This is a genomic window from Pseudomonas sp. NPDC087346 (assembly GCF_044744235.1).
Taxonomy (GTDB): Bacteria; Pseudomonadota; Gammaproteobacteria; order Pseudomonadales; family Pseudomonadaceae; genus Aquipseudomonas.
In genome coordinates, this window is sequence record NZ_JBIUXX010000002.1 from 100,909 (window position 1) to 122,971 (window position 22,063).

The 22,063-nt window shown below is 60.5% G+C and carries 11 protein-coding genes (1 of these 11 cut by a window edge); 10 read left to right on the forward strand and 1 reads right to left on the reverse strand.

Annotation, left to right across the window (positions count from 1 at the left end):
• From ACIOZM_RS01760 to ACIOZM_RS01770, 3 genes are all read left to right on the forward strand, one after another.
• On the forward strand, window positions 1-9,761 hold the 3' portion of the coding sequence (locus ACIOZM_RS01760) for a non-ribosomal peptide synthase/polyketide synthase (protein WP_401208802.1). Its footprint begins 8,077 nt before the window's first position; 9,761 of the gene's 17,838 nt are visible here — the last part of the coding sequence; its start codon lies beyond the left edge, outside the window; it ends in the stop codon at window positions 9,759-9,761.
• Window positions 9,762-9,827: 66 nt separating this feature from the next.
• On the forward strand, window positions 9,828-10,976 hold the full coding sequence (macA, locus tag ACIOZM_RS01765) for a macrolide transporter subunit MacA (RefSeq protein WP_401208805.1): 1,149 nt from the start codon (window positions 9,828-9,830) through the stop codon (window positions 10,974-10,976).
• A gap of 2 nt (window positions 10,977-10,978) precedes the next feature.
• The gene (locus tag ACIOZM_RS01770) at window positions 10,979-12,937 is read left to right on the forward strand and encodes a MacB family efflux pump subunit (RefSeq protein WP_401208807.1); all 1,959 of its coding nucleotides are present in this window, start codon (window positions 10,979-10,981) and stop codon (window positions 12,935-12,937) included.
• Window positions 12,938-13,483: 546 nt separating this feature from the next.
• Here the strand turns inward: ACIOZM_RS01770 and ACIOZM_RS01775 are convergent.
• Window positions 13,484-14,251, reverse strand: coding sequence for a helix-turn-helix transcriptional regulator (locus ACIOZM_RS01775; protein WP_401208810.1), 768 nt, complete (start codon window positions 14,249-14,251; stop codon window positions 13,484-13,486).
• Window positions 14,252-14,502: 251 nt separating this feature from the next.
• On the opposite strand from ACIOZM_RS01775, the gene ACIOZM_RS01780 reads away from it, so the two are divergent.
• The 7 genes from ACIOZM_RS01780 (at window position 14,503) to ACIOZM_RS01810 (ending at window position 22,041) form a co-directional block, all read left to right on the forward strand.
• Window positions 14,503-15,438 carry a Gfo/Idh/MocA family protein gene (locus ACIOZM_RS01780; protein ID WP_401208813.1) on the forward strand — a complete coding sequence of 312 codons (936 nt, stop codon included), beginning with the start codon at window positions 14,503-14,505 and terminating at the stop codon, window positions 15,436-15,438.
• A 686-nt stretch (window positions 15,439-16,124) separates the two neighbouring features.
• Window positions 16,125-17,156: an isopenicillin N synthase family dioxygenase gene (locus ACIOZM_RS01785; RefSeq protein WP_401208816.1), complete on the forward strand. Its 1,032-nt coding sequence runs from the start codon at window positions 16,125-16,127 to the stop codon at window positions 17,154-17,156.
• Window positions 17,157-17,183: 27 nt separating this feature from the next.
• Complete coding sequence (locus ACIOZM_RS01790) at window positions 17,184-17,993, forward strand: MetQ/NlpA family ABC transporter substrate-binding protein (protein WP_401208819.1); 810 nt, start codon at window positions 17,184-17,186, stop codon at window positions 17,991-17,993.
• Window positions 17,990-18,790, forward strand: a complete 801-nt coding sequence (locus ACIOZM_RS01795) for a methionine ABC transporter ATP-binding protein (RefSeq protein WP_401208821.1) — start codon at window positions 17,990-17,992, stop codon at window positions 18,788-18,790. Before ACIOZM_RS01790 ends, ACIOZM_RS01795 begins: the two co-directional genes overlap by 4 nt.
• Entirely contained in the window at window positions 18,787-19,458 is a 672-nt protein-coding gene (locus ACIOZM_RS01800) for a methionine ABC transporter permease (protein WP_401208824.1), read from the forward strand. Before ACIOZM_RS01795 ends, ACIOZM_RS01800 begins: the two co-directional genes overlap by 4 nt.
• 8 nt (window positions 19,459-19,466) lie before the next feature.
• Window positions 19,467-21,023: a sugar ABC transporter ATP-binding protein gene (locus ACIOZM_RS01805; RefSeq protein ID WP_401208827.1), complete on the forward strand. Its 1,557-nt coding sequence runs from the start codon at window positions 19,467-19,469 to the stop codon at window positions 21,021-21,023.
• Window positions 21,016-22,041 (forward strand): ABC transporter permease, encoded by a 1,026-nt coding sequence (locus tag ACIOZM_RS01810; RefSeq protein ID WP_401208829.1) that lies wholly within the window; start codon window positions 21,016-21,018, stop codon window positions 22,039-22,041. The genes ACIOZM_RS01805 and ACIOZM_RS01810 overlap by 8 nt, the downstream gene beginning before the upstream one ends.
• Window positions 22,042-22,063: the final 22 nt, after the last annotated feature.

Consider the following 22,063-nt stretch of genomic DNA (forward strand, 5'->3'; position numbering starts at 1 on the left):
CGATTGTCCAGCGCTTCGAACGGCAGGTGGCCGAGCGGCCCGGCGCGCTGGCAGCGGTGGCTGGCGGCGCTCGGCTGACGTACGCCGAACTCAACCGCCGAGCCAACGCGCTGGCGCATCATCTGATCGCATCGGGTGTGCGGCCCGACGACCGCGTTGCCATCGTCGCGCGACGTGGCCTGGACACGCTGGTCGGACTGGTCGCGATTCTCAAGGCAGGTGCCGGTTATGTGCCGATTGATCCGGCGCATCCGCTCGAGCGCTTGAGCTACTTGCTCGACGACAGTGCTCCGTCCCTCGTCCTGACTCAAAGCGATCTGCGTGCACGTTTACCGGAACTGGCCGTGCCGGTGATTGATCTGGATCTCGGTGCATGGCCCTCGCAGTTCACTCATAACCCTTGGTTGCCGGCTCTGACGACACGGCATCTGGCTTACGTGATCTACACCTCGGGCTCCACCGGCCTGCCGAAAGGCGTAATGGTCGAACACCACACGCTGGCCAATCTGGTGGACTGGCACTGCGAGGCGTTTGATTTGCAGGCCGGACGTCACACCTCAAGCCTGGCCGGGTTCGGCTTCGATGCCATGGCGTGGGAAGTCTGGCCGGCGTTGTGTGCGGGGGCGACCCTGCACTTGGCGCCGGTTCATGAGGGCAGCGAAGACATCGATGCGCTGCTTGAATGGTGGCGTGCGCAGCCGCTGGACGTGAGCTTTCTGCCAACGCCGATTGCCGAATATGCCTTCAGCCAGAACCTTGGGCACCCGACCCTGCGCACACTTTTGATCGGCGGTGATCGCCTGCGTCAGTTCAGTCGTGATCAGTCTTTCGAGGTGATCAACAACTACGGCCCGACCGAGGCCACCGTGGTCGCCACGGCTGGACGCATCGCGGCGGGCGAGATGTTGCACATTGGGCGACCGGTGGCGAACGGCTCTGTTTACCTGCTCGATGAACAGCAGCGCCCGGTGCCGATGGGTGTCCCGGGTGAGCTGTACGTTGGCGGTGCGGGTGTGGCCCGAGGTTATCTGAACCGTGCAGAACTGACGGCTGAACGTTTTCTGCGCGACCCGTTCAGCAACCTGCCAGATGCGCGGATGTACCGCACCGGAGACCTCGCTCGCTGGCTCGAAGACGGCACGCTCGACTATCTCGGTCGCAACGACGATCAAGTGAAAATCCGTGGCATGCGGATCGAACTCGGTGAAATCGAAACACGCCTCAACCAATTGTCGGGCGTTCAGGACGCCGTGTTGCTGGCCCGTGAGGACGAACCTGGTCAGCCGCGACTGGTGGCGTACTTCACCGAGCAAGCGCACGTCGAGCCGCTGCTGGTGGGCGAGTTACGTGCGCAACTGCTGGCCCGATTGCCTGAGTACATGGTGCCGGTGGCCTACGTCAGACTCGACGCCTTGCCGCTGACCGCCAATGGCAAGGTCGACCGCAAGGCTTTGCCCGCGCCCGACTTTACGGCGCTGTTTACCCGGGAATATCAGGCCCCGCAAGGCGAGCTGGAAATCGCCCTGGCAGAGGTTTGGGCCGACGTTCTGCAAGTCGAACGGGTCGGGCGCCAGGATCACTTCTTCGAACTTGGCGGCCACTCGCTGTTGGCGATGCGCATGGTGGCGCAGGTTCGCCAGCGGTTGGGGCTGGAGCTGGTGCTGAGCGAGTTGTTCGCCAACCCTGAACTCGCTGCGGTCGCCGATCAGTTGAGCCGTGCCGCAGGCAGCACGCTGCCGGATATTCTGCCGGCGCCGCGTGATACCGCGCTGCCGCTATCGTTTGCCCAGCAACGCCTGTGGTTTCTGGCACAGATGGAGGGTGGCAATTCGGCCTACAACATCCCGATTGGCCTGCGCTTGCGCGGTCGACTCGATGAAGAAGCATTGCAACAGGCACTGGCCCGAATTGTTGCTCGTCACGAAACCTTGCGCAGCCGCTTCATACGGGTCAACGACGAAGCGCAGGTGCTGATTGTGCCAGCCGACAACGACCGGTTGCTGCAGCTCGAAGATTTGCGCCGGAACCCTCAGGCTGACGAGGCCTTGCAGGCGCTGATCGAGGAGGAAAACTCGACAGCTTTCGATTTGCAGAACGATCAACTGATTCGCGGGCGACTGGTACGTCTGGCGGACGATGAGCATGTCATGTTGCTGACGGTGCACCACATCATCGCTGACGGCTGGTCGATGGGCGTGTTGACCAGCGAACTGATGGCGCTGTATCAGGCGTTCCGTCAAAACGCGGAAAATCCGCTGCCGCCGCTGGCCCTGCAATACACCGACTACGCAGTGTGGCAACGGCGCTGGCTGAGCGGCGAGGTGTTGCAGCGTCAGAGTGAATACTGGCAACAGACGCTGGCCGATGCACCGGCCTTGCTGTTACTGCCGACCGACCGTCCGCGCCCGGCGCAGCAGGACTATAGCGGCAGCAACGTTGACGTGGTGCTGGACGAAAACCTCAGTGCCGGGCTCAAGACGCTTTGCCAGCGTCACGGTGTAACGCCGTACATGGCAATGTTGAGTGCCTGGGCGATGCTGATGAGTCGCTTGTCCGGCCAGTCGGATGTGCTGATCGGCTCGCCGGTGGCCAATCGCACCCGAGCCGAGGTCGAAGGCTTGATCGGCATGTTCGTCAACACGCTGGCCATGCGCATCGACACTTCCGGCGAGCTGAACGTCGAAGCGTTACTCGCGCAGGTCAAGGTCCGCACACTGGAGGCGCAGGCCCATCAGGATCTGCCATTTGAACAGGTGGTAGAAATCACCCGGCCGGTGCGCAGCCTGGCGCACAGTCCGTTGTTTCAGACGACGTTGAGCTGGGACAGCAGCGTAGGCCCGAATCTGCGTCTGGGCGACCTGGTGCTCGAAGGTCTCGCCGCCACAGGCCAGATCGCCAAGTTCGACCTGACGTTGACGCTGGGTGAGGTGCAGGGGGGCATTCGCGGTTCGCTGAACTACGCCACGGCGTTGTTCGATGAATCGACCGTCCGACGTTATATCGGCTACTTCCAGCAGCTGTTGCGGGCGATGGTCGGCAATGACCAGACGGTGCTGGAACAAGTGCAGCTTTTAGCAGAGGAAGAGCGGCAACGCCTGCTGTTCGATTTCAACGCCACCGAGCGCGAGTATCCGCAGGCGCTGACGGTGCATGCGCTTTTCGAGCAGCAGGCAGCCACGCGACCACAGGCCGTGGCGGCGCGGCATGGTTCGCATTCGTTGAGTTATGAAGAACTCAACGTTCGCGCCAATCGTCTCGCCCATTACCTTATCGGCCAGAACGTGCAGCCGGGCGATCAGGTGGCGATCCTGCTGCCACGTTCGCTGGATCTGCTGGTCGCGCAACTGGCGATTGCCAAATGCGCGGCGGCCTACGTGCCGCTGGATATCAATGCCCCCGCCGAACGTCAGGCGTTCATGGTGCAGGACTGCCAGGCAGTGGCGTTGCTGACGCTCGGCGCCGAGGCTATCGAATATGCCGTACGCCGCATCGATCTGGATGTTTTGCTGCTGGACGGTCAGCCGACGCACAACCCGGGCCTGGCGCAGTCCTCGCAGTCGCTGGCGTACGTCATGTACACCTCAGGTTCCACAGGCCTGCCCAAAGGTGTGATGGTGCCGCATCGTGCCATCGGCAGATTGGTGATCAACAACGGTTACGCCGATTTCAATGCGCAGGACCGGGTGGTGTTCGCCTCGAATCCCGCGTTCGATGCCAGCACCATGGACATTTGGGGGCCGTTGCTCAACGGCGGACAGGTGGTGGTCATCGATCATGCCACGTTGCTTGATCCACAAGCATTCGGTCGCGAACTGAACGCCTCGGGGGCGACGGTGCTGTTCGTCACCACGGCGTTGTTCAATCAGTACGTGCAATTGATTCCGCAGGCGCTCAAAGGCCTGCGCATTCTGCTGTGTGGTGGCGAGCGGGGTGATCCGGCGGCGTTCCGTCGACTGTTGGCCGAGGCGCCACAACTGCGGATCGTGCATTGCTACGGGCCGACTGAAACCACCACGTACGCCACGACTTTCGAAGTCCAGGCCGTGGCCGCAGACGCCGACAGCGTGCCGATTGGCGGACCGATCTCCAACACTCAGGTGTACGTGCTCGACGGGTACCAACAACCGGTGCCGATGGGCGTGACCGGCGAGCTGTACATCGGCGGGCAGGGCGTGGCGCTGGGTTACTTGAACCGACCGGAACTGACCGCCGAAAAATTCCTTCGCGATCCGTTCAGCACCAGGCCCGATGCGCTGCTCTATCGCACCGGGGATCTCGCACGCTGGCAAGCACCGGGGCAGTTGGAGTGCATTGGACGCAATGACGATCAGGTGAAGATTCGCGGCTTCCGGATTGAACTGGGAGAAATCGAAAACCGCCTGCTGGGCTGTCCGGGCATCAAGGAAGCGGTAGTGCTGGCGCGACGTGACGGGCAGGAAACCATGCGTCTGGTGGCTTACTACACCGCGCACGCTGATCTGGACATCGCCAGCCTGCACGGACAATTGCAGGCACGCCTGCCGGAGTACATGGTGCCGTCAGCCTGGGTACAGCTCGACATTTTGCCGTTGAACAACAATGGCAAGGTCGATCGCAAGGCGCTACCGGCACCCGCGCAGGACGCGCTGCTGAGCCGGGCTTATGAAGCTCCGCTCGGTGCGCTCGAAGAAAATCTCGCACGAGTGTGGGCCGAGGTGCTGCAAGTCGAACAGATCGGACGTCGCGACAGCTTCTTCGAACTGGGCGGCCACTCATTGCTGGCGATGCGAATGTTGTCCCAGGTCCGCCAACAGCTCGGGCTGGAACTGACTCTCGGCGATCTGTTTGCCAACCCGGAACTGGCGGCCGTCGCCGATGTGCTGAGCCGGGCAGGCCGTAGCACGCTGCCAGACATTTTGCCGGCGGCGCGCGACGAACTGCTGCCATTGTCGTTCGCCCAGCAACGCTTGTGGTTTCTGTCGCAGATGGATGGCGGCAACACGGCTTACAACATCCCGCTCGGTCTGCGATTACGCGGTCGACTCGATGAAAGTGCTCTGCAGCGGAGCTTGGCGCGAATCGTCAGTCGTCACGAAACCTTGCGCAGCCGTTTCGCCGAGTCCAACGACCAAGCTCAGGTGTTGATCATGCCAGACGTACCCGCTTCGTTACTGCGGGTCGAGGATTTGCGTCAGCACCCGCAAGCCGAGGAGGTCTTGCAAAAACTGATTGCTGACGAAGCTTCTGCAGCGTTCAACTTGCAGCACGATGCATTGATTCGGGGGCGACTGGTGCGTTTGGCCGACGATCATCATGTGCTGTTGCTGACGCTGCACCACATCATCTCCGATGGCTGGTCGATGGGCGTGCTGACTCGCGAACTGATGTCGCTGTATCAGGCGTTCAGTCATGACCAGGTCGATCCGCTGCCGCCATTGGCGCTGCAATATACCGATTACGCGGTGTGGCAACGGCGCTGGCTGGCCGGTGACGTGTTGCAACGCCAAAGTGAATATTGGCAACAGGCGCTGGCCGATGCGCCAGCCTTGCTGGTGTTGCCAACGGATCGTCCGCGTCCGGCGCAGCAGGACTACAGCGGCGGCAGCGTCGATGTGCTGCTGGATGAGCGCCTGAGTGCCGGGCTTAAAACGTTGTGTCAGCGACATAGCGTAACGCCGTACATGGTGATTCTGAGTGCGTGGGCGATGCTGCTCGGTCGCCTGTCGGGTCAGACCGATGTAGTAATCGGTTCGCCGGTCGCCAACCGCAGCCGGGCGGAGACCGAAGGGTTGATCGGCATGTTCGTCAACACTTTGGCATTGCGCATCGAAACCGGCGGGGCGTTGAGTGGTGCAGCGCTGCTGGCGCAGGTCAAGGCGCGCACGCTGGAAGCGCAAGCGCATCAGGATCTGCCATTCGAACAGGTGGTGGAAATCACCCGGCCGGCTCGCAGCCTGTCCCATAGCCCGTTATTCCAGACCATGCTGAGCTGGGACAGCAGCGTGGCACCGGAGCTGAGTTTGGGCGAACTGACCCTTGAAGCTGTAGTCGGCGCTAGCCATTTCGTGAAGTTTGACCTGTCGCTGAGTCTGGGCGAAACCCGCGAAGGGGTTCGCGGTGCTTTGAACTACGCGACGGCGTTGTTCGATGAAGCAACGGTGCAACGGTTTGTCGGTTACTTCCAGCGGCTGCTCGAAGTGTTGATCAGCGATGATCAAGCGGTGCTGGAACAGGTCGAGATGCTTTCGCAGGGCGAGCGGCAGCGTTTGCTTTATGCGTTCAACGCAACCGATGTCGCGTGTGATCTGCAGCCAACCATTCACGCCATGATCGAAGCGCAAGTGTCGCGCACACCGCAGGCAGATGCCGTGGTGGCAGGTGAACAGCGCCTGACATACGCCGAGCTGAACACACGGGCGAACCGTCTGGCCCATCACTTGCGTCAGAACGGCGTGGTCGCGGATTCGCGGGTGGCGATTTGCGTCGAACGCGGACCGGACCTGGTGGTGGGGCTGCTGGGCATTCTCAAGGCGGGCGGCGCATATGTGCCGTTGGACCCGGCTTATCCTGCGGAGCGCCTGGCCTACATGCTCAAGGACAGCGCTCCGGTGGCCGTACTGATGCAGGGTGCGACTCGAAGTCTGTTCGACGACCCCGATCTGACACTGATCGACTTTGACGCCTGCACCTGGCAGGACCAATCCGAGAGCAACCCGCAGGTGCCCGATCTTAGCGCTTCGAATCTGGCGTACATGATCTACACCTCGGGTTCTACCGGCCTGCCAAAAGGGGTGATGCTGGAACATCGTGGGCTGTGCAATCTGGTGCATTGGAGTTCGCAGGTTTGCCCGCCGACAGCGCAGAGTGCGCTGCTGCAAAAAACGCCAGTGAGTTTCGACGCTTCGGTGTGGGAGCTTTTCTGGCCGCTGAGCGCCGGTCTGCGACTGGTATTGGCTCGCCCCGATGGTCATCGTGATCCGGCCGGCCTGGCGCAACTGATCCGTGAACAGCGGATCACGGTTATCCAGTTCGTGCCGGCGCTGCTGCAACAGTTCCTCGAAGTGGAGGATGTAGCTGAGTGCCGTAGCCTCACCGACATTTTCTGTGGCGGTGGCGAACTGACTGCTGCGCTGGTCCGAGCTGTGCGTCAGCATTTGCCGTGGGTACGTTTGCACAACGTCTACGGCCCGACCGAGGCCACGGTCGACAGCACGGTGTGGACGCTGGAACCGCACATGCCGGTCCCGACATCCGAATTGCCGATCGGCAAAGCCATTGGCAATACCCGGTTGTATGTGCTCGATGCGCATGACCAGCCGGTGCCGTTCGGTGTCGGCGGCGAGTTGCACATCGGTGGTGTCGGGGTTGCCCGGGGGTATCTGGGCTTGCCACAAACGCAGGCCGAGCGCTTTGTCGACAGCCCGTTTGTGCCCGGTGATCGCCTGTACCGGACCGGCGATCTGGTGCGTTACGGCGCCGATGGCAACCTGCAATTCCTCGGGCGTAACGACTTCCAGATCAAGTTGCATGGCCTGCGTCTGGAGCCTGGGGAAATCGAAGCCCGGTTGATCGAGCATCCGCTCGTTCGTGAAGCGCTGGTGCTGGTGCGCGCTGAGCGGCTGGTTGCCTATTGCACCTTGCGCGAAGGCACTGCACCGACCGTTGAAGCCTTGCGAGCGCATGTATTGCAGCGGTTGCCGGCGTACATGGTGCCCGCAGCCTTCGTCATTCTCGATGTGTTGCCGCTGACTCCCAACGGCAAAATCGACCGCAAGGCATTGCCAAAAGTCGCAGATGAAGCCGTGTTCAGCCATGTTTTCGAGGCGCCAGAAGGTGAGATTGAAACTGCACTGGCGCGGATCTGGAGCGAAGTGCTTGACGTTGAACAGATCGGACGCCACGACAATTTCTTCGAATCGGGCGGGCATTCACTGCTGGCGATTCGACTGGTCAATCTGATGCGGCGTGCGGGGTTGCAATTGACATTGGCCGAGCTGTTTCAACACCCGAGCGTTGCATCTGTCGGCACACTCCTGAGCCAGCGCAGCGAAGTTCCCGAACAACCGGAAGGGTTGGTCGTGGTGCGTGCCAGTGGTCACGGCACGCCGCTATTTCTGTTGCATGAATTCAGCGGCAGGGACGTGTATTTCCCGACGTTGGGCATGCACATCGAGGGTGATTTTCCGATTTACGGATTGCCCGGCATCGCGCTTGGGCAACCGCAACTGCGCACCTTCGAATGTCTGGCAACACGACTCGTCGGGATCATCCGCTCAGTACAGCCGCATGGGCCTTATCGTCTTGCGGGATGGTCATTTGGCGGACTGCTGGCCTATGAGGTCACCCAGCAACTGCTGGGTATGGACGAGGCGGTGGCTTTTGTCGGGATGATCGACACTTATGCGCCGAATTCCGCCAGCCAAAACAAAGCGCAATGGACCCGCGAGCACTCGCACAACCATCAGTTGCTGGATCACTGCCGTGCTCGCTCGATGATGCTTGGTGCAGACAGCCATGAAGCGCTGGCGGGTGTGGCATTGTTGTCGGCTGAAGTCGAGCGAATCGAGTTCGACGAGCTGTTCAAACGCTGTCAGGAGCAGGATTTGCCCGACCCGGAATTGTCTGCGCTGACGTCGGCGCAGGCATGGCATTACTTTGATCGTGAAGCCGCCCATGGGCAGGCGTTGGCGCATTACCGGGTCAGCCCGAGTCGTCAGCCGATTCATCTGTTCCGCGCTCAGGAACTCATGCAAGGACAGTCAACGCCTGACCCGACGAGGGGCTGGAGCGAAAAGTTGTCCGGCGTAACATTGCATTGCATCGATGTGCCCGGTGATCACCGGACGATGATGAAAACCCCGCATATCCAGGCACTCGGGCAAGCGCTCAGCCAGGCACTGGAAACCGCGACGGCGCCTGAACCGGAGTTGTATCAGCCATTGCTGACCATTCAAACCGGATACGCCGGGCATGCACCGATCTACTGTGTGCCTGGCGCCGGTGACAGCGTGACGGGGTTCATTCACCTGACCGAAGCGCTGGGCCCCGAGTGGCCGATTATCGGCTTGCAACCTCGTGGCCTCGACGGTGCGGGCGTGCCACACAGTCAGGTGGAAGCCGCTGCGGCGTTTTATCTGAAGGCCATCGAGCAGGTTTATCCGCAAGGGCCAGTGCATTTGATTGGCCACTCCTTCGGCGGTTGGGTCGCGCACGCCATGGCCGCGCAATTGCAAGCGGCCGGGCGCGTGGTGGCTTCGTTGACATTGATCGACAGCGAGTCGCCCGGCGGTAATGGCACGGCTGGCAAACCTTACACGCCGACGGCCGCGTTACAGCGACTGATCGAGACGCTGCAGTTGTCCAGCGGCAAATCGCTGGGCATTGACCCACTGACGTTCGCCGAGGCTGACGACGTAACGCAAATGCACTTGCTGCACGCGGGAATGGTGCGTGCCGGCGTGCTTTCGCACCGCGCTGCGCCGCAGGCCATGCATGGCCCGGTGCGCACCTTTGCCACGGCATTGCGCACGGTTTATCAACCGAGTCAGGCCTATAACGGGCCAGTGCGGCTGGCACTGGTCGATGACCCGACACTGGACGCGGCGGGCAACGAGCGTGAACAAGCGGCCATGCTGGAAGGCTGGCAGCGTCAGGTCAGGGATCTGGCGGTGTGGTATGGGCCGGGCAACCATTTCACGATTCTCAAGGCTCCGAATGTCTTCAGTCTCGCAGCGTGGTGGCATGACGGTTTGTCGGTGACGGCGGGCGAAGTGTTGTCCTGAAGCTTGCTTTTCAATTGCAACCCGGTCGCTGGCCGGGTTTGTCCCTGAACGGATTTGTGGTCATTTATGGAAAAGCTGAAGTTGCGCAAAATCGTTATGGGAGTGGCGCTGGTAGCGGTGGCCGGGCTGGTGTTCTACACCGTGCAGGCGCCGGCCGAAGCGCCGAAATACCTGACCGCGCCGGTCGAGCGCGCAGATATCGAAAATACCGTGCTGGCTGCCGGTTTGCTCGAAGGCATCAAGCAGGTCGACGTCGGTGCGCAGGTGTCGGGGCAATTGAAGTCGCTCAAGGTCAAGGTCGGCGACAAAGTGAAGAAGGGTCAGTGGCTGGCGGAAATCGATCCGCTGGTGCTGCAAAACACTCTGCGTCAGGCGCAGGTCGATGAGGAAAACCTGCAAGCCCAGCGCCGGGCGACACAGGCCCAGCTCAAGCAGACCAAAGCCATCTACGAGCGCTACAAGAACTTGCAGGAGGACGCGTCGATCTCCCGGCAGGACTTCGAAACCGCGGAGTCGAACTACGAAGTGCAGCAAGCCAACCTGTTGTCGCTGGATGCGCAGATCAAGAGCGCACACATCCAGATCGACACCGCCAAGGTCAACCTGGCCTACACACGAATCGTCGCGCCGATCGATGGTGATGTGGTCGGCATTGTCACGCAGGAAGGCCAGACCGTGATCGCCAGCCAACTGGCCCCCGTCCTGCTGAAACTGGCAGACCTCGACACCATGACCATCAAGGCGCAGGTGTCCGAGGCTGACGTGATCCACATCGCGCCGGGGCAGCAGGTGTATTTCACCATCCTCGGTGAAGACAAACGCTACTACGGCAAGCTGCGCGGGACCGAGCCGGCACCACAAAACTTCCTCGAAACCGCGCCCGCCGGTACTCCGAAGCAAAATACGGCGGTGTTCTATAACGCGTTGTTCGATGTGCCTAATCTCGATCATCGCCTGCGCATTTCGATGACCGCCCAAGTGCGTATCGTGCTCGACACCGCCAAAGCCGTATTGACCGTCCCTGTTGCAGCGCTCGGGCCGCGCAATGCCGATGGCAGTTTTCCGGTGCGGGTGCTGGATGCCAAGGGCATCGCGCAATCGCGCAATGTGCAGACCGGGATCAACAACAACGTCAAAGTGCAGATCAACGACGGTTTGGTCGAAGGTGACCGGGTGGTGATCGGTGATGCATTGCCTGCCGTAGCGGGGGCTTGAGCATGACTGAACCGCTGCTGCAACTGACCGGCATTACCCGTAGTTTTACTGCCGGGGATCGCGAGTTTCTCGCGCTGAATAACATCAATCTGACGATCAATGCCGGGGAAATGGTGGCGATCATCGGCGCTTCCGGTTCCGGCAAATCGACGCTGATGAACATCCTCGGTTGCCTCGATTACGCCACGTCCGGCAGCTATAAAATCAACGGTCAGGAAACCCGCGACCTGGACGATCAGGCCCTCGCCGAGCTGCGTCGTGACTACTTCGGTTTTATCTTCCAGCGCTATCACTTGCTGCCGCACCTGAGTGCGATGCACAACGTCGAGATGCCGGCGATCTATGCCGGCACGCCGCCGCCTCAGCGCCACGCCCGTGCTCGCGAGTTGCTGGCGCGGCTGGGGCTGGAAGGTCATCTGAGCCATCGGCCGAGCCAGCTGTCTGGCGGCCAGCAGCAGCGGGTGAGTATCGCCCGGGCCTTGATGAACGGTGGTGAAGTGATCCTCGCCGACGAACCGACCGGTGCCCTCGACACCGCCAGCGGCAAAGAGGTGATGCGCATTCTGCTGGAGCTGCACGCCGCCGGGCACACGGTGATCCTGGTCACCCACGACCCGAAAGTTGCAGCCAATGCCGAGCGCATCATCGAGGTCAGCGACGGCGAAATCCTCAGTGACCGCGCCAACGTGCGCGACACCGCTCAACTGCCGGATGCTGACGATGTGCCGCGTAAACCGCCGGCAACTCGTCGATTGGTGGCCAGCCTCGGCTTGTTCAGGGAGGCCTTCAACATGGCTTGGGTGGCGCTGGTTTCGCACCGGATGCGCACGTTGCTGACCATGCTCGGGATTGTCATCGGCATCACTTCGGTGGTGTCGATCTCGGCCATCGGCGAGGGCGCCAAGAATTATGTGCTCAAGGACATTTCGGCGATTGGCAGCAACACCATCGATGTCTATTCCGGCAGCAGTTTCGGCGATAAACGTGCGTCATCCATCGAAACACTGGTACCCGCTGATGTCACGGCGCTGAATCAGTTGTATTACGTCGACAGCGCAACACCGATGGTCGGTCGTAGCATGTTGCTGCGCTATCGCAACATTGACATCGATGCACAGGTCAACGGCGTCAGCGATCAATACTTTCAAGTGCGCGGGATCAAGATGCAGGCGGGCATACCCTTCAGCGAAAGTGATACCCGGCGTCAGGCGCAGGTCGTGGTCATCGATCACAACACCGGTTTGCGGCTGTTCGGTGAAGGCGTCGATCCGCTGGGGCAGGTGATCCTGATCGGCAACCTGCCATGCACGGTGATCGGCGTGGCGGCAGAAAACAAAAACCTGTTTGCCTCGGGCAAGACATTGAACGTCTGGGTGCCTTACGAAACCGCTGCCGGACGGCTGCTGGGCCAGCGTTATCTGGACAGCATCAGTGTGCGGATCAAGGACGGCCAGCCGAGCAAACTGGTGGAAGAACACGTCACTCAGGTGCTGTTACAGCGACACGGGACCAAGGATTTCTTCACCAACAACCTCGACAGCGTCATGCAGACGGTGCAGAAAACCAGCCGTTCGCTGGCGTTACTGCTTTCGTTGATCGCGGTGATCTCGCTGGTGGTTGGCGGGATCGGGGTGATGAATATCATGCTGGTGTCGGTGACTGAACGGACGCGGGAAATCGGGATTCGCATGGCGGTCGGGGCGCGGCAGTCGGATATTCGTCAGCAGTTTCTGGTGGAGGCGGTGATGGTTTGCCTGCTCGGCGGCGCGATAGGGATTTCCCTGTCCTATGCCATCGGGCATCTGTTCACGCTGTTCATCAAGGAGTGGCAGATGGTGTTCTCGCTGACCTCGGTACTGACAGCGGTGATCTGCTCGACGCTGATCGGCATCGTCTTCGGCTTCGTCCCTGCGCGTAACGCCTCACGCCTCGATCCCATCGAAGCACTGGCCCGAGACTGAGAACCGACACATAACCCCTGTAGGAGCTGCGGCACGCTGCGATCTTTTGACTTTGCTTTTTAAAGACAAGATCAAAAGATCGCAGCGTGCCGCAGCTCCTACACGATTTCATTGTGGCGAGGGGATTTATCCCCGTTGGGCTGCGAAGCAGCCCCAAAACCTGACATCTGTATTTTTTCAGGTTCACCGAGTGCTCAGCTTCACGACTGCTGTGCAGCCGAACGGTGATAAATCCCCTCACCACAGATATTTTCGCAAGTCCGCATAGCCCCGTAGGAGCTGCGGCACGCTGCGATCTTTTGACTTTGTTTTCAAGATCAAAAGATCGCAGCGTGCCGCAGCTCCTACACGATTTTATTGTGGCGAGGGGATTTATCCCCGTTGGGCTGCGAAGCAGCCCCAAAACCTGACATCTGTTTTTTCAGGTTCACCGAGTGCTCAGGCTTCACGACTGCTGCGCAGCCGAACGGGGATAAATCCCCTCACCACAGATATTTTCGCGGGTACGCATAGCCCTGTAGAGGCCGTGCCACGCTGATTCCATTGTCAGGCAGCGCTTGAGGAGCCTGGCATTGCGACGCTGTCTTCCGGCAAATACATCCAGCGCATCAGCGAATGTCGTCCGCTGATCCCCAGTTTGATCGCCGCCCGCTTGAGATAGCTTTCCACGGTGTTGACCTTCAACTGCAACTGTTCGGCCAGTTCCGGCGCGGTGCGACCGGCGAGCAGGCCGATGCACACTTCGGTTTCGCGGTTCGACAGGCTCAGTTGCAGTTGCTGCAAGCGTTCGCTGAAGCGCTGGCGCAGGGTTTCCAGACCTTGTTGCGTGCCTGGCGCTATCTCGGGATGACTTTCGGTTTCGATGCTCGCCGGTTGCAGGGCGTTGATGTGGTTTTCCACCATCGGCATCAGCACGGGAGAGATGTCCTGCAAAAGACTGCGCTCGTGGGCAGAAAAGCGTTGCGACTGGTCGCTGCGGTACACCGAAATCACATAGCGATAGCCATCCTTGCGCCGGGTCAGGTGCAACTGCGAGGTATCGGCGGTTGTCGGTTCAGCCGCAATCGGCAGATCGCTGGCGGGTGCGGCGCTGTGCTCGGAGAACACGGTTTCGGCCATCAGCCCCGGTTCTTTGGTGGTTTTCAACTCGCTGCGACTGGATGTCAGGCCCACCGGGTCGACCCGCATCTGGCGGATGTGTGTGGCGTCGACCGCCAATTGGGTGAGGATCAGGTCATGCAGCATGCGCGGAAAGTGCCGGCTGCCGGTGCTGGCGATGACTTTGCCGATGTGCGGGAACAAGTGCGAATTCATATGCTTCATCCATGAGTTACGGGTGGAACAAACCTTCCTGCGGGGCCGTCGACGAAATCCTTGGGCGACGGCCAGACTCAGGAACTGGTTCCTATCCTAGTACAACGTGTGAGCTACGGTTTAATGAAGGCGCTATTAGCTCATAACAATGAATTCAACGCGCCACCTGCATGGGTCTGGAGCGCCAGCGAGGAAGCACGTACATTGGCCCATTCGCATGCCAAGACAAGAACAAAAAACAGGAGTCACTGATGCAACCGATCCGTCTCGGTCTGGTGGGTTACGGCAAGATTGCCCAGGATCAGCACGTTCCCGCCATCCACGCCAATCCGGCGTTCCACCTGGTGTCTGTCGCCACACAAGGCAAGCCTTGCGCCGGCGTGGAGAACTTTCAAAGTTTAGGCGAACTGCTTGAGCACGGCCCGCAGGTCGATGCGATTGCGTTCTGCACCCCGCCGCAAGGGCGTTTTGCGCTGGTGCAACAGGCGCTGGCCGCTGGCAAACACGTCTTGGTGGAAAAACCTCCCTGCGCCACTTTGGGCGAAGCGATGGCGTTGGTCAGTCAGGTCGCTGAACAAGGCGTCAGCGGTCTGTTCGCCTGGCATTCACGCTACGCGCCCGGCATCGCCGCCGCCCGTGACTGGCTGGCAACGCGCACCCTGCAAAGCGTACAGATCGACTGGAAGGAAGACGTGCGTAAATGGCACCCCGGCCAGACATGGATCTGGCAACCCGGCGGTCTGGGCGTCTTCGATCCGGGCATCAATGCTTTGTCGATTGCCACCCATCTGCTGGCGCTGCCGCTGTTTGTCGAGTCCGCCGAGCTGCGTGTTCCCGACAACTGCCAGTCGCCGATTGCCGCTTCGATCAAAATGTCTGACGCCAACCAGCTCGATATCTGCGCCGAATTCGATTTCGACCACGGTCACGATGAACTCTGGAGTATCGAAGTGCGCTGCGCCGAAGGCTCCCTGCGCCTCGATAACGGCGGCGCGCTGCTGAGCATCGATGGCGTGCGCCAGACGGTGTCGGAGGAGGGCGAGTACGCGGCGGTGTATCGGCACTTCCAGCAACTGATTAGCAACAAAACCAGCGATCTCGACCTTCAGCCGCTGCGCTTGGTAGCGGACAGCTTTTTTGTCGGCAGCCGGCTATCGGTCAAGCCGTTTTACGACAAAATGAGTTGAGAAATGCAATCCCTGTAGGAGCTGCGGCACGCTGCGATCTTTTGATCTGGCTTCAAAAAATCAAAAGATCGCAGCGTGCCGCAGCTCCTACATGGGGGTTGTGTATTTGCGGAAATCTCTGTGGTGAGGGGATTTATCCCCGTTCGGCTGCGCAGCAGTCGTGAAATCTGAGCACTCGGTGTACCTGAAGAATATAAGTGGCCGGTTTTGGGGCTGCTTAGCAACCCAAGGGGGATAAATCCCCTCACCACAATAGGATCGTGTGGGAGCTGGGATATTTAGATCTGGCTTCAAAAAATCAAAAGATCGCAGCGTGCCGCAGCTCCTACATGGGGTTTGTGTATTTGCGAAGATCTCTGTGGTGAGGGGATTTATCCCCGTTCGGCTGCGCAGCAGTCGTGAAATCTGAGCACTCGGTGTACCTGAAGAATATAAGTGGCCGGTTTTGGGGCTGCTTCGCAACCCAACGGGGATAAATCCCCTCGCCACGATAAGCTCGTGTGAGCTGCGGTGTTTCTTCAGACCTAAGCTAATGCAAAAAAGGTATTTGTTCGGCGTTTTTAAGATCGTTTAGTTTTGTCTCACGACGAATCAAACGCATCAAACCGATAGACCCCCGATTGCCATGACGGCACACGCTGAATCGATCAAAGGCTCTTCAGGTTTGGTTCACACGGGAGTGAATCATGCCGCATACCCTGGATATCACCGCGCTGCCGACGCTGGACCTTTCGCTGTTCGAAGGCACGGCGCAACAGCGTTATGAATTTCTTGAAAACCTGCGTCACGCCGCGCGTGACGTCGGGTTCTTTTATCTCACCGGCCATGGCATCGACAGTGCTTTGCTCAAGCAGGTGCAGGATCACGCCCGCCAGTTCTTTGCATTGCCCGAGGGCGAGAAAACCGCTGTCGGCATGATCAACTCGCCGCATTTTCGCGGTTACAACCGTGCGGCTTCCGAGATCACTCGCGGCAAACCTGATTTGCGCGAACAGTTCGATCTGGGCGCCGAGCGCGAAACGCTGCCATTGCAAGCAGACAGTCCGTTCTGGGCGCGCTTGCAGGGGCCTAATCAATGGCCAACCGCGCTACCTGAACTCAAACCGCTGCTGCTCGAATGGCAACAGGCGATGACGCGCATGTCCTTGCGGCTGCTGGGTGCCTTCGCCCAGGCGTTGTCGCTGCGGGCAGATGCGTTCGATCAGTTGTACGGCGACAAACCCAACGAACACATCAAGTTGATGCGCTATCCCGGCACAGCGACCGGCGACAGTAATCAAGGCGTCGGCGCGCACAAGGATTCCGGTTTCCTCAGTTTTCTGTTGCAAGACCAGCAGGCCGGTCTGCAAGTGGAGATCGAAGAGGGCCGCTGGATCGATGCCTTGCCCCGCGAGAACACGCTGGTGGTGAACATCGGCGAATTGCTCGAATTGGCGAGCAACGGTTATCTGCGTGCCACGGTGCATCGGGTGGTTTCGCCGCCCGTGGGCAGCGAGCGCCTGTCCATTGCGTTTTTCCTCGGTGCGCAACTGGATGCCGTGGTGCCGCTGTATCCGTTGCCAACCGCGCTGCTGCGCGAGGCCCGTGGGCCGGCGAGTGATCCGGACAATCCGCTGTTTCGCGATGTCGGCTGGAACTACCTCAAGGGTCGTCTGCGCTCGCATCCCGATGTTGCGCGGCGCTTCTATGCCGATGCGCTGCTGCCGCAATCCGCCTGACTCATCACTCGCTCAAGGACTTCGCACATGTTGAAAAAAACAGGTTTGACCCTGGCCGTCCTCGCTGCGCTGGTGACTGCCAACAGAGCTCAGGCGCTGGAGCCGCTGCGAGTTGCTGCTGACCCGGTGCCGCATGCGCAGATTCTGGCGTACATCCAGAAAATCGATCCGCAACTCAATCTCAAAGTCATCGAAATCCCCAACGGCGTGAACTCCAACGAGCTGCTCGCCCATGGTGATGTCGATGCCAATTACTTCCAGCATCTGCCGTACCTCAAATCCCAGGAACAGGCGCTCGGCGAAAAATTTGCCGTAGCCGCCACCGTGCATATCGAGCCGCTGGGCATCTATTCGCGCCGCCACAAAAGTTTTGCCGAGGTGCCGGAGAAAGGCACCGTGGCCGTGCCCAACAACGTCACCAATCTGAGTCGCGCGCTGTACCTGTTGCAGGACAACGGCCTGATCAAGCTCAAGCCCGGTTTCAACGACCCGGCAGCGGATCAGGCGACACCCAAAGACATCGCCGAAAACCCGAAACAGCTGAAAATCCTTGAAATCGAATCACCACAGATCCCGCGCGCGCTGGACGATGTCGATCTGGCGGTGATCAACGGCAACTACGCGCTGGACGCCGGACTGGTGCCGGCCAAGGATGCCTTGGGACTGGAGAAATCCGAGCACAATCCCTACGCCAACATTCTCGTGACCACGCCAAAACTGCAGGACGATCCGCGCATCCGCCAACTGGCCAAAGACCTGACCTCGCCGCAAGTGGCGAAGTACATCACTGACAACTTTTCCGGGTCGGTGATTCCGGTGGTGGACGGCAAGCCATGATCATCGTCGAGCAGTTGAGCAAGACTTACCCGACAGCAGTGGCACCAGCGCTGGATCAAGTGTCGCTGAACATTCCCGACGGTGCGGTCTACGGAATCATCGGGCGCAGCGGCGCGGGTAAATCGACGTTGCTGCGCTGCCTCAACCTGCTCGAACGGCCGGACAGCGGACGGATTCTGCTCGACGGTGTTGATCTGCTGAGCCTGTCTGACAGCGAACTGCGCCGCCAACGGCAACGCATCGGCATGATCTTTCAAGGCTTCAACTTGCTGCACTCGCGCAATGTGTTCGACAACATCGCGGTGCCACTGGAAATCGCCAAGGTTGCCAAGCCGCAGCGTCAGGCGCGGGTGCGGGAGCTGCTGAATCTGGTGGGTTTGAGCGACAAAGCCGAGGCGTTTCCCTCGCAATTGTCCGGTGGGCAGAAGCAGCGGGTGGGCATCGCCCGGGCGTTGGCGGCACGCCCGGCATATCTGCTGTCGGACGAAGCCACCAGTGCCCTCGACCCGGAAACCACGGCCTCGATTCTCGAACTGCTGCGCGACATCAATCGTCAGTTGGGCCTGACCATCGTGCTGATCACCCATGAACTGGAGGTGGTCAAATCGATCTGCGATCACGCGGCGTCAATGGCCAACGGGCGGCTGGTCGAATCCGGGCCGGTGCCACGTTTGCTGGCTGATCCGCAATCAAGTCTCGGTGCTTCATTGCGCCCGAGTTGCGGCTTGCCGTTGGGGCACGCCGCGCCGGGGTTGAGTTTTCTCAGGCAATACGGCGTGCGGGCGGCCCACTCATGAATCGCACAATCAACTGGGATGAAATCCTGCAACTGCTGCTCAACGCCACCGGGGAAACCCTGTACATGGTGCTGCTGGCGGGGCTGTTCACGCTGCTGATCGGTCTGCCGCTGGGCGTGCTGTTGTTCATCAGCCGTCGCGGCGGTCTGCATCCGTTGCCACGGCTCAATGGCGCATTGAGCGCACTGGTCAATCTCGGGCGCTCGCTGCCGTTTGTGGTGATGCTGATTGCTCTGATTCCGCTGACTCGATTGGTGGTCGGCACGACGCTCGGAAGCACCGCCGCCGTGGTGCCGATCACCATCGGTGCATTTCCGTTTTTTGCCCGCATCGTCGAAAACGCGCTGGATGAAGTCGACAAGGGTCGGATCGAAGCGATCCTCGCCATGGGCGGCGACATCTGGCATGTGATCGGCAAAGTGCTGCTGCCCGAAGCGCTGCCGGCGTTGCTCGCCGGTATCACTTTGACCCTGGTGATGCTGATCGGATTTTCCTCGATGGCCGGGGTCATCGGCGGTGGCGGGCTCGGTGATCTGGCGATCCGTTACGGCTATCAGCGTTTCAACAATCAAGTAATGGTCGCCACCGTGGTGGTGCTGGTGATTCTGGTCCAGGGCGTGCAAAGCCTGGGTGATCGGCTGGTGCGTTCTCTGGCTCATCGACGTTAAGGAAATGTATGAGTGTGCCTGTTGCCGTGGCATCCGAACCGCTGATTGCGGTGAATGAACTGAGTAAAAGCTTTGCTTCGAACCGCGCGCTGGATCGCGTCAGCCTGAAGATCTATCCCGCTGAAGTGGTTGCACTGCTCGGCGCGAATGGCGCGGGTAAATCGACGCTGGTAAAGATTCTCGCCGGCAGTCAAATGGCCGACAGCGGCGAGTTGCGGGTCGATGGTCAGCCACGACAGTTCACTTCGCCGCTGTCGGCGCGGCGTGTGGGGATTGTCGCGGTTCATCAGCAGATCAACGACGGGATTGCCCCCGGTTTGAGCGTGGCGGAAAACCTGCTGCTCGATGAACTGTGCCGCCCCGATGCGGATTTCTGGCTCAACCGCAAACGGCTGCTGGAGCGTGCGGCGAGCATCGCGGCGGGCCTCGGACTGAGCTTGCCGCTGGAACTGCCGATTGAACATCTCGGTCAGGCCGAGCGGCAACTGGTGGTCCTCGCCCGGGCGTTTGCCTTGCAGCCACGACTGCTGATTCTCGATGAGCCGACGGCGGCGCTGTCGGATGCCGAAGCGCAGCGCTTGTTTGGCTTGATCGACACGCTGCGCAACCGTGGCGTGGCGATTCTGTATATCTCGCATCGGCTGTCCGATCTGCAACGGCTGGCCGACCGCGCCATCGTTCTGCGTGATGGAAAACTGGCCGGGGAGTTCACGGCGCGGCAGTTGCCGGAAGCGGTAGGGGCAATGCTCGGCCATGCGCTGGAGACACACGTCTACACGCCGAGAGCTGCGGGCCGCGAAGTCTTGAAACTGCGCGCATTGCAAGTCCTGCTACGCTCGCAAGCCTTCGATCTGAGCCTGCACGAAAACGAAGTGGTGGTGCTGACCGGATTGCTCGGCGCCGGCAAAAGCGAGATTGCCGAAGTGCTGTTCGGCCTGCGCACGGCGGCGGCCGGCAGCCTGCAACTGGATGGCGTTGACTGGCAACCGGGTTCGCCGCGTCAGGCAATTCGCAGCGGTGTGTTTCTCGCGGCGGAAGATCGCGCCAGCCAGTCCTTGGTGGCGGATTTTTCTTTGCGCCGGACGCTGACCTTACCATTTCTTGAGCGCTTCACTCATTACGGTTTTATCCGCAATCGCGCCGAAGCGGCGGCGGTGCAGGCGCAGGTTGCTGCGTTGGGAATCAAGACCACGGGTATCGATGTGCCGATGAGCGCGCTGTCCGGTGGCAATCAGCAGAAAGTCGTGCTCGGCCGCTGGTTGCTCGGGGAAGGGCGGCTGCTGATTCTCGATGAGCCGTTTCAGGGTGTCGATGTGCGCGCGCGTCGCGAGATTGGCCAACAGTTGCGCAACAGCGCCGCTGGCCACGCAACGCTGGTGATTTGCGCGGATGTCGATGAAGCCCTGGAAATTGCCGACCGGATTCTGCTGGTGCGCGATCACGCGGTGGTCGCCGAATACCCGCGTGCTGGTCTGGAGCGCGCAACGCTGGTCAGCGCGCTGGCCGGCACTCAAGTTGAAACCAATCCCCTTCAAGCCATGCCAAGGAGCAGAGCGAGTGCCTGATTCGAGTTCATTGTTATCGAGCGCTGCGGCGCCTGCCGAACGCTTGCTGCACGCGTTTATTCGTTATGGATTGTTGTGGCTGCTGGTGCTGATCGTGGTGTTTTTCAGCTTCGCCGAACCGGCGTTTCTGCGCGTCGGCAATCTGTTCAGCATCTTGCAGTCGGTGTCGATTGTCGCGCTGTTGGCGCTGGGCGTGACCCTGACCATGGCCGTCGGCGGCCTCGACCTGTCCATCGGCGCGGTGGCCGCCATGAGCCTGATGATCGCCAGTTACGTGATGGTGGTGCTCGGCTGGGGCGCGGTGCCGGCGGTGCTGATCAGTCTGGCGGGCGGTGCGCTGGTCGGGCTGCTCAACGGCTGGCTGATCGTCAAGCTGCGGGTGCCGGACATTCTCGCCACGCTGGGCAGCATGTTTCTGGTGATCGGCGTGCAACTGATTCCCACTGGTGGCCGCTCGATTGCGGTGGGCATGACCCTGCCCAGTGGCGTGGAAACCGAGGGGTCGTTCAGTGCGGCGTTTCTGGCGCTTGGACGCGGGCGGCTGTGGGACACGGTGCCGGTTCCGGTGCTGATTACTGCGGCGGTGGCGCTGACGGTGTGGCTGTTTCTCGAACGTACGCGCATTGGCCGTTTGTTCTATGCGATTGGCGGTAACGAGCAGGCCGCGCGGCTGGCCGGTGCGCCAGTGCAGCGCTTCAAACTGCTGGCTTACGTGCTTTCGGCATTGCTCGCGTCGCTGGGCGGTTTGTTGTTGGCGGCACGCTTGGGGCGCGGCGATGTCAGCTCGGGCAACGGTCTGGTGCTGGACGCTCTTGGCGCCGCGCTGATCGGTTTTGCCGTGCTCGGCGCGAAGAAACCCAACGCTTTCGGCACGCTGATCGGCGCGCTGCTGGTCGCGTCGTTGCTCAACGGTTTGACCATGCTCAACGCGCCTTATTACGCGCAGGATTTCGTCAAGGGACTGGTGCTGGTACTGGCCCTGATGTTCACTTTTGGCCTCGCGCATCGGGCGCGTTGAGCCGCTTTCATCCAAGGAAGTT

Bases quoted from the DNA above. Each gene is read 5' to 3' on its own strand.
- ACIOZM_RS01795 (WP_401208821.1), top strand. From the start codon at position 17,990: ATGATCATCGTCGAGCAGTTGAGCAAGACTTACCCGACAGCAGTGGCA.
- ACIOZM_RS01790 (WP_401208819.1), top strand. From the start codon at position 17,184: ATGTTGAAAAAAACAGGTTTGACCCTGGCCGTCCTCGCTGCGCTGGTG.
- ACIOZM_RS01780 (WP_401208813.1), top strand. From the start codon at position 14,503: ATGCAACCGATCCGTCTCGGTCTGGTGGGTTACGGCAAGATTGCCCAG.
- ACIOZM_RS01800 (WP_401208824.1), top strand. From the start codon at position 18,787: ATGAATCGCACAATCAACTGGGATGAAATCCTGCAACTGCTGCTCAAC.
- ACIOZM_RS01785 (WP_401208816.1), top strand. From the start codon at position 16,125: ATGCCGCATACCCTGGATATCACCGCGCTGCCGACGCTGGACCTTTCG.
- ACIOZM_RS01770 (WP_401208807.1), top strand. From the start codon at position 10,979: ATGACTGAACCGCTGCTGCAACTGACCGGCATTACCCGTAGTTTTACT.
- ACIOZM_RS01805 (WP_401208827.1), top strand. From the start codon at position 19,467: ATGAGTGTGCCTGTTGCCGTGGCATCCGAACCGCTGATTGCGGTGAAT.
- macA (WP_401208805.1), top strand. From the start codon at position 9,828: ATGGAAAAGCTGAAGTTGCGCAAAATCGTTATGGGAGTGGCGCTGGTA.
- ACIOZM_RS01775 (WP_401208810.1), bottom strand. From the start codon at position 14,251: ATGAATTCGCACTTGTTCCCGCACATCGGCAAAGTCATCGCCAGCACC.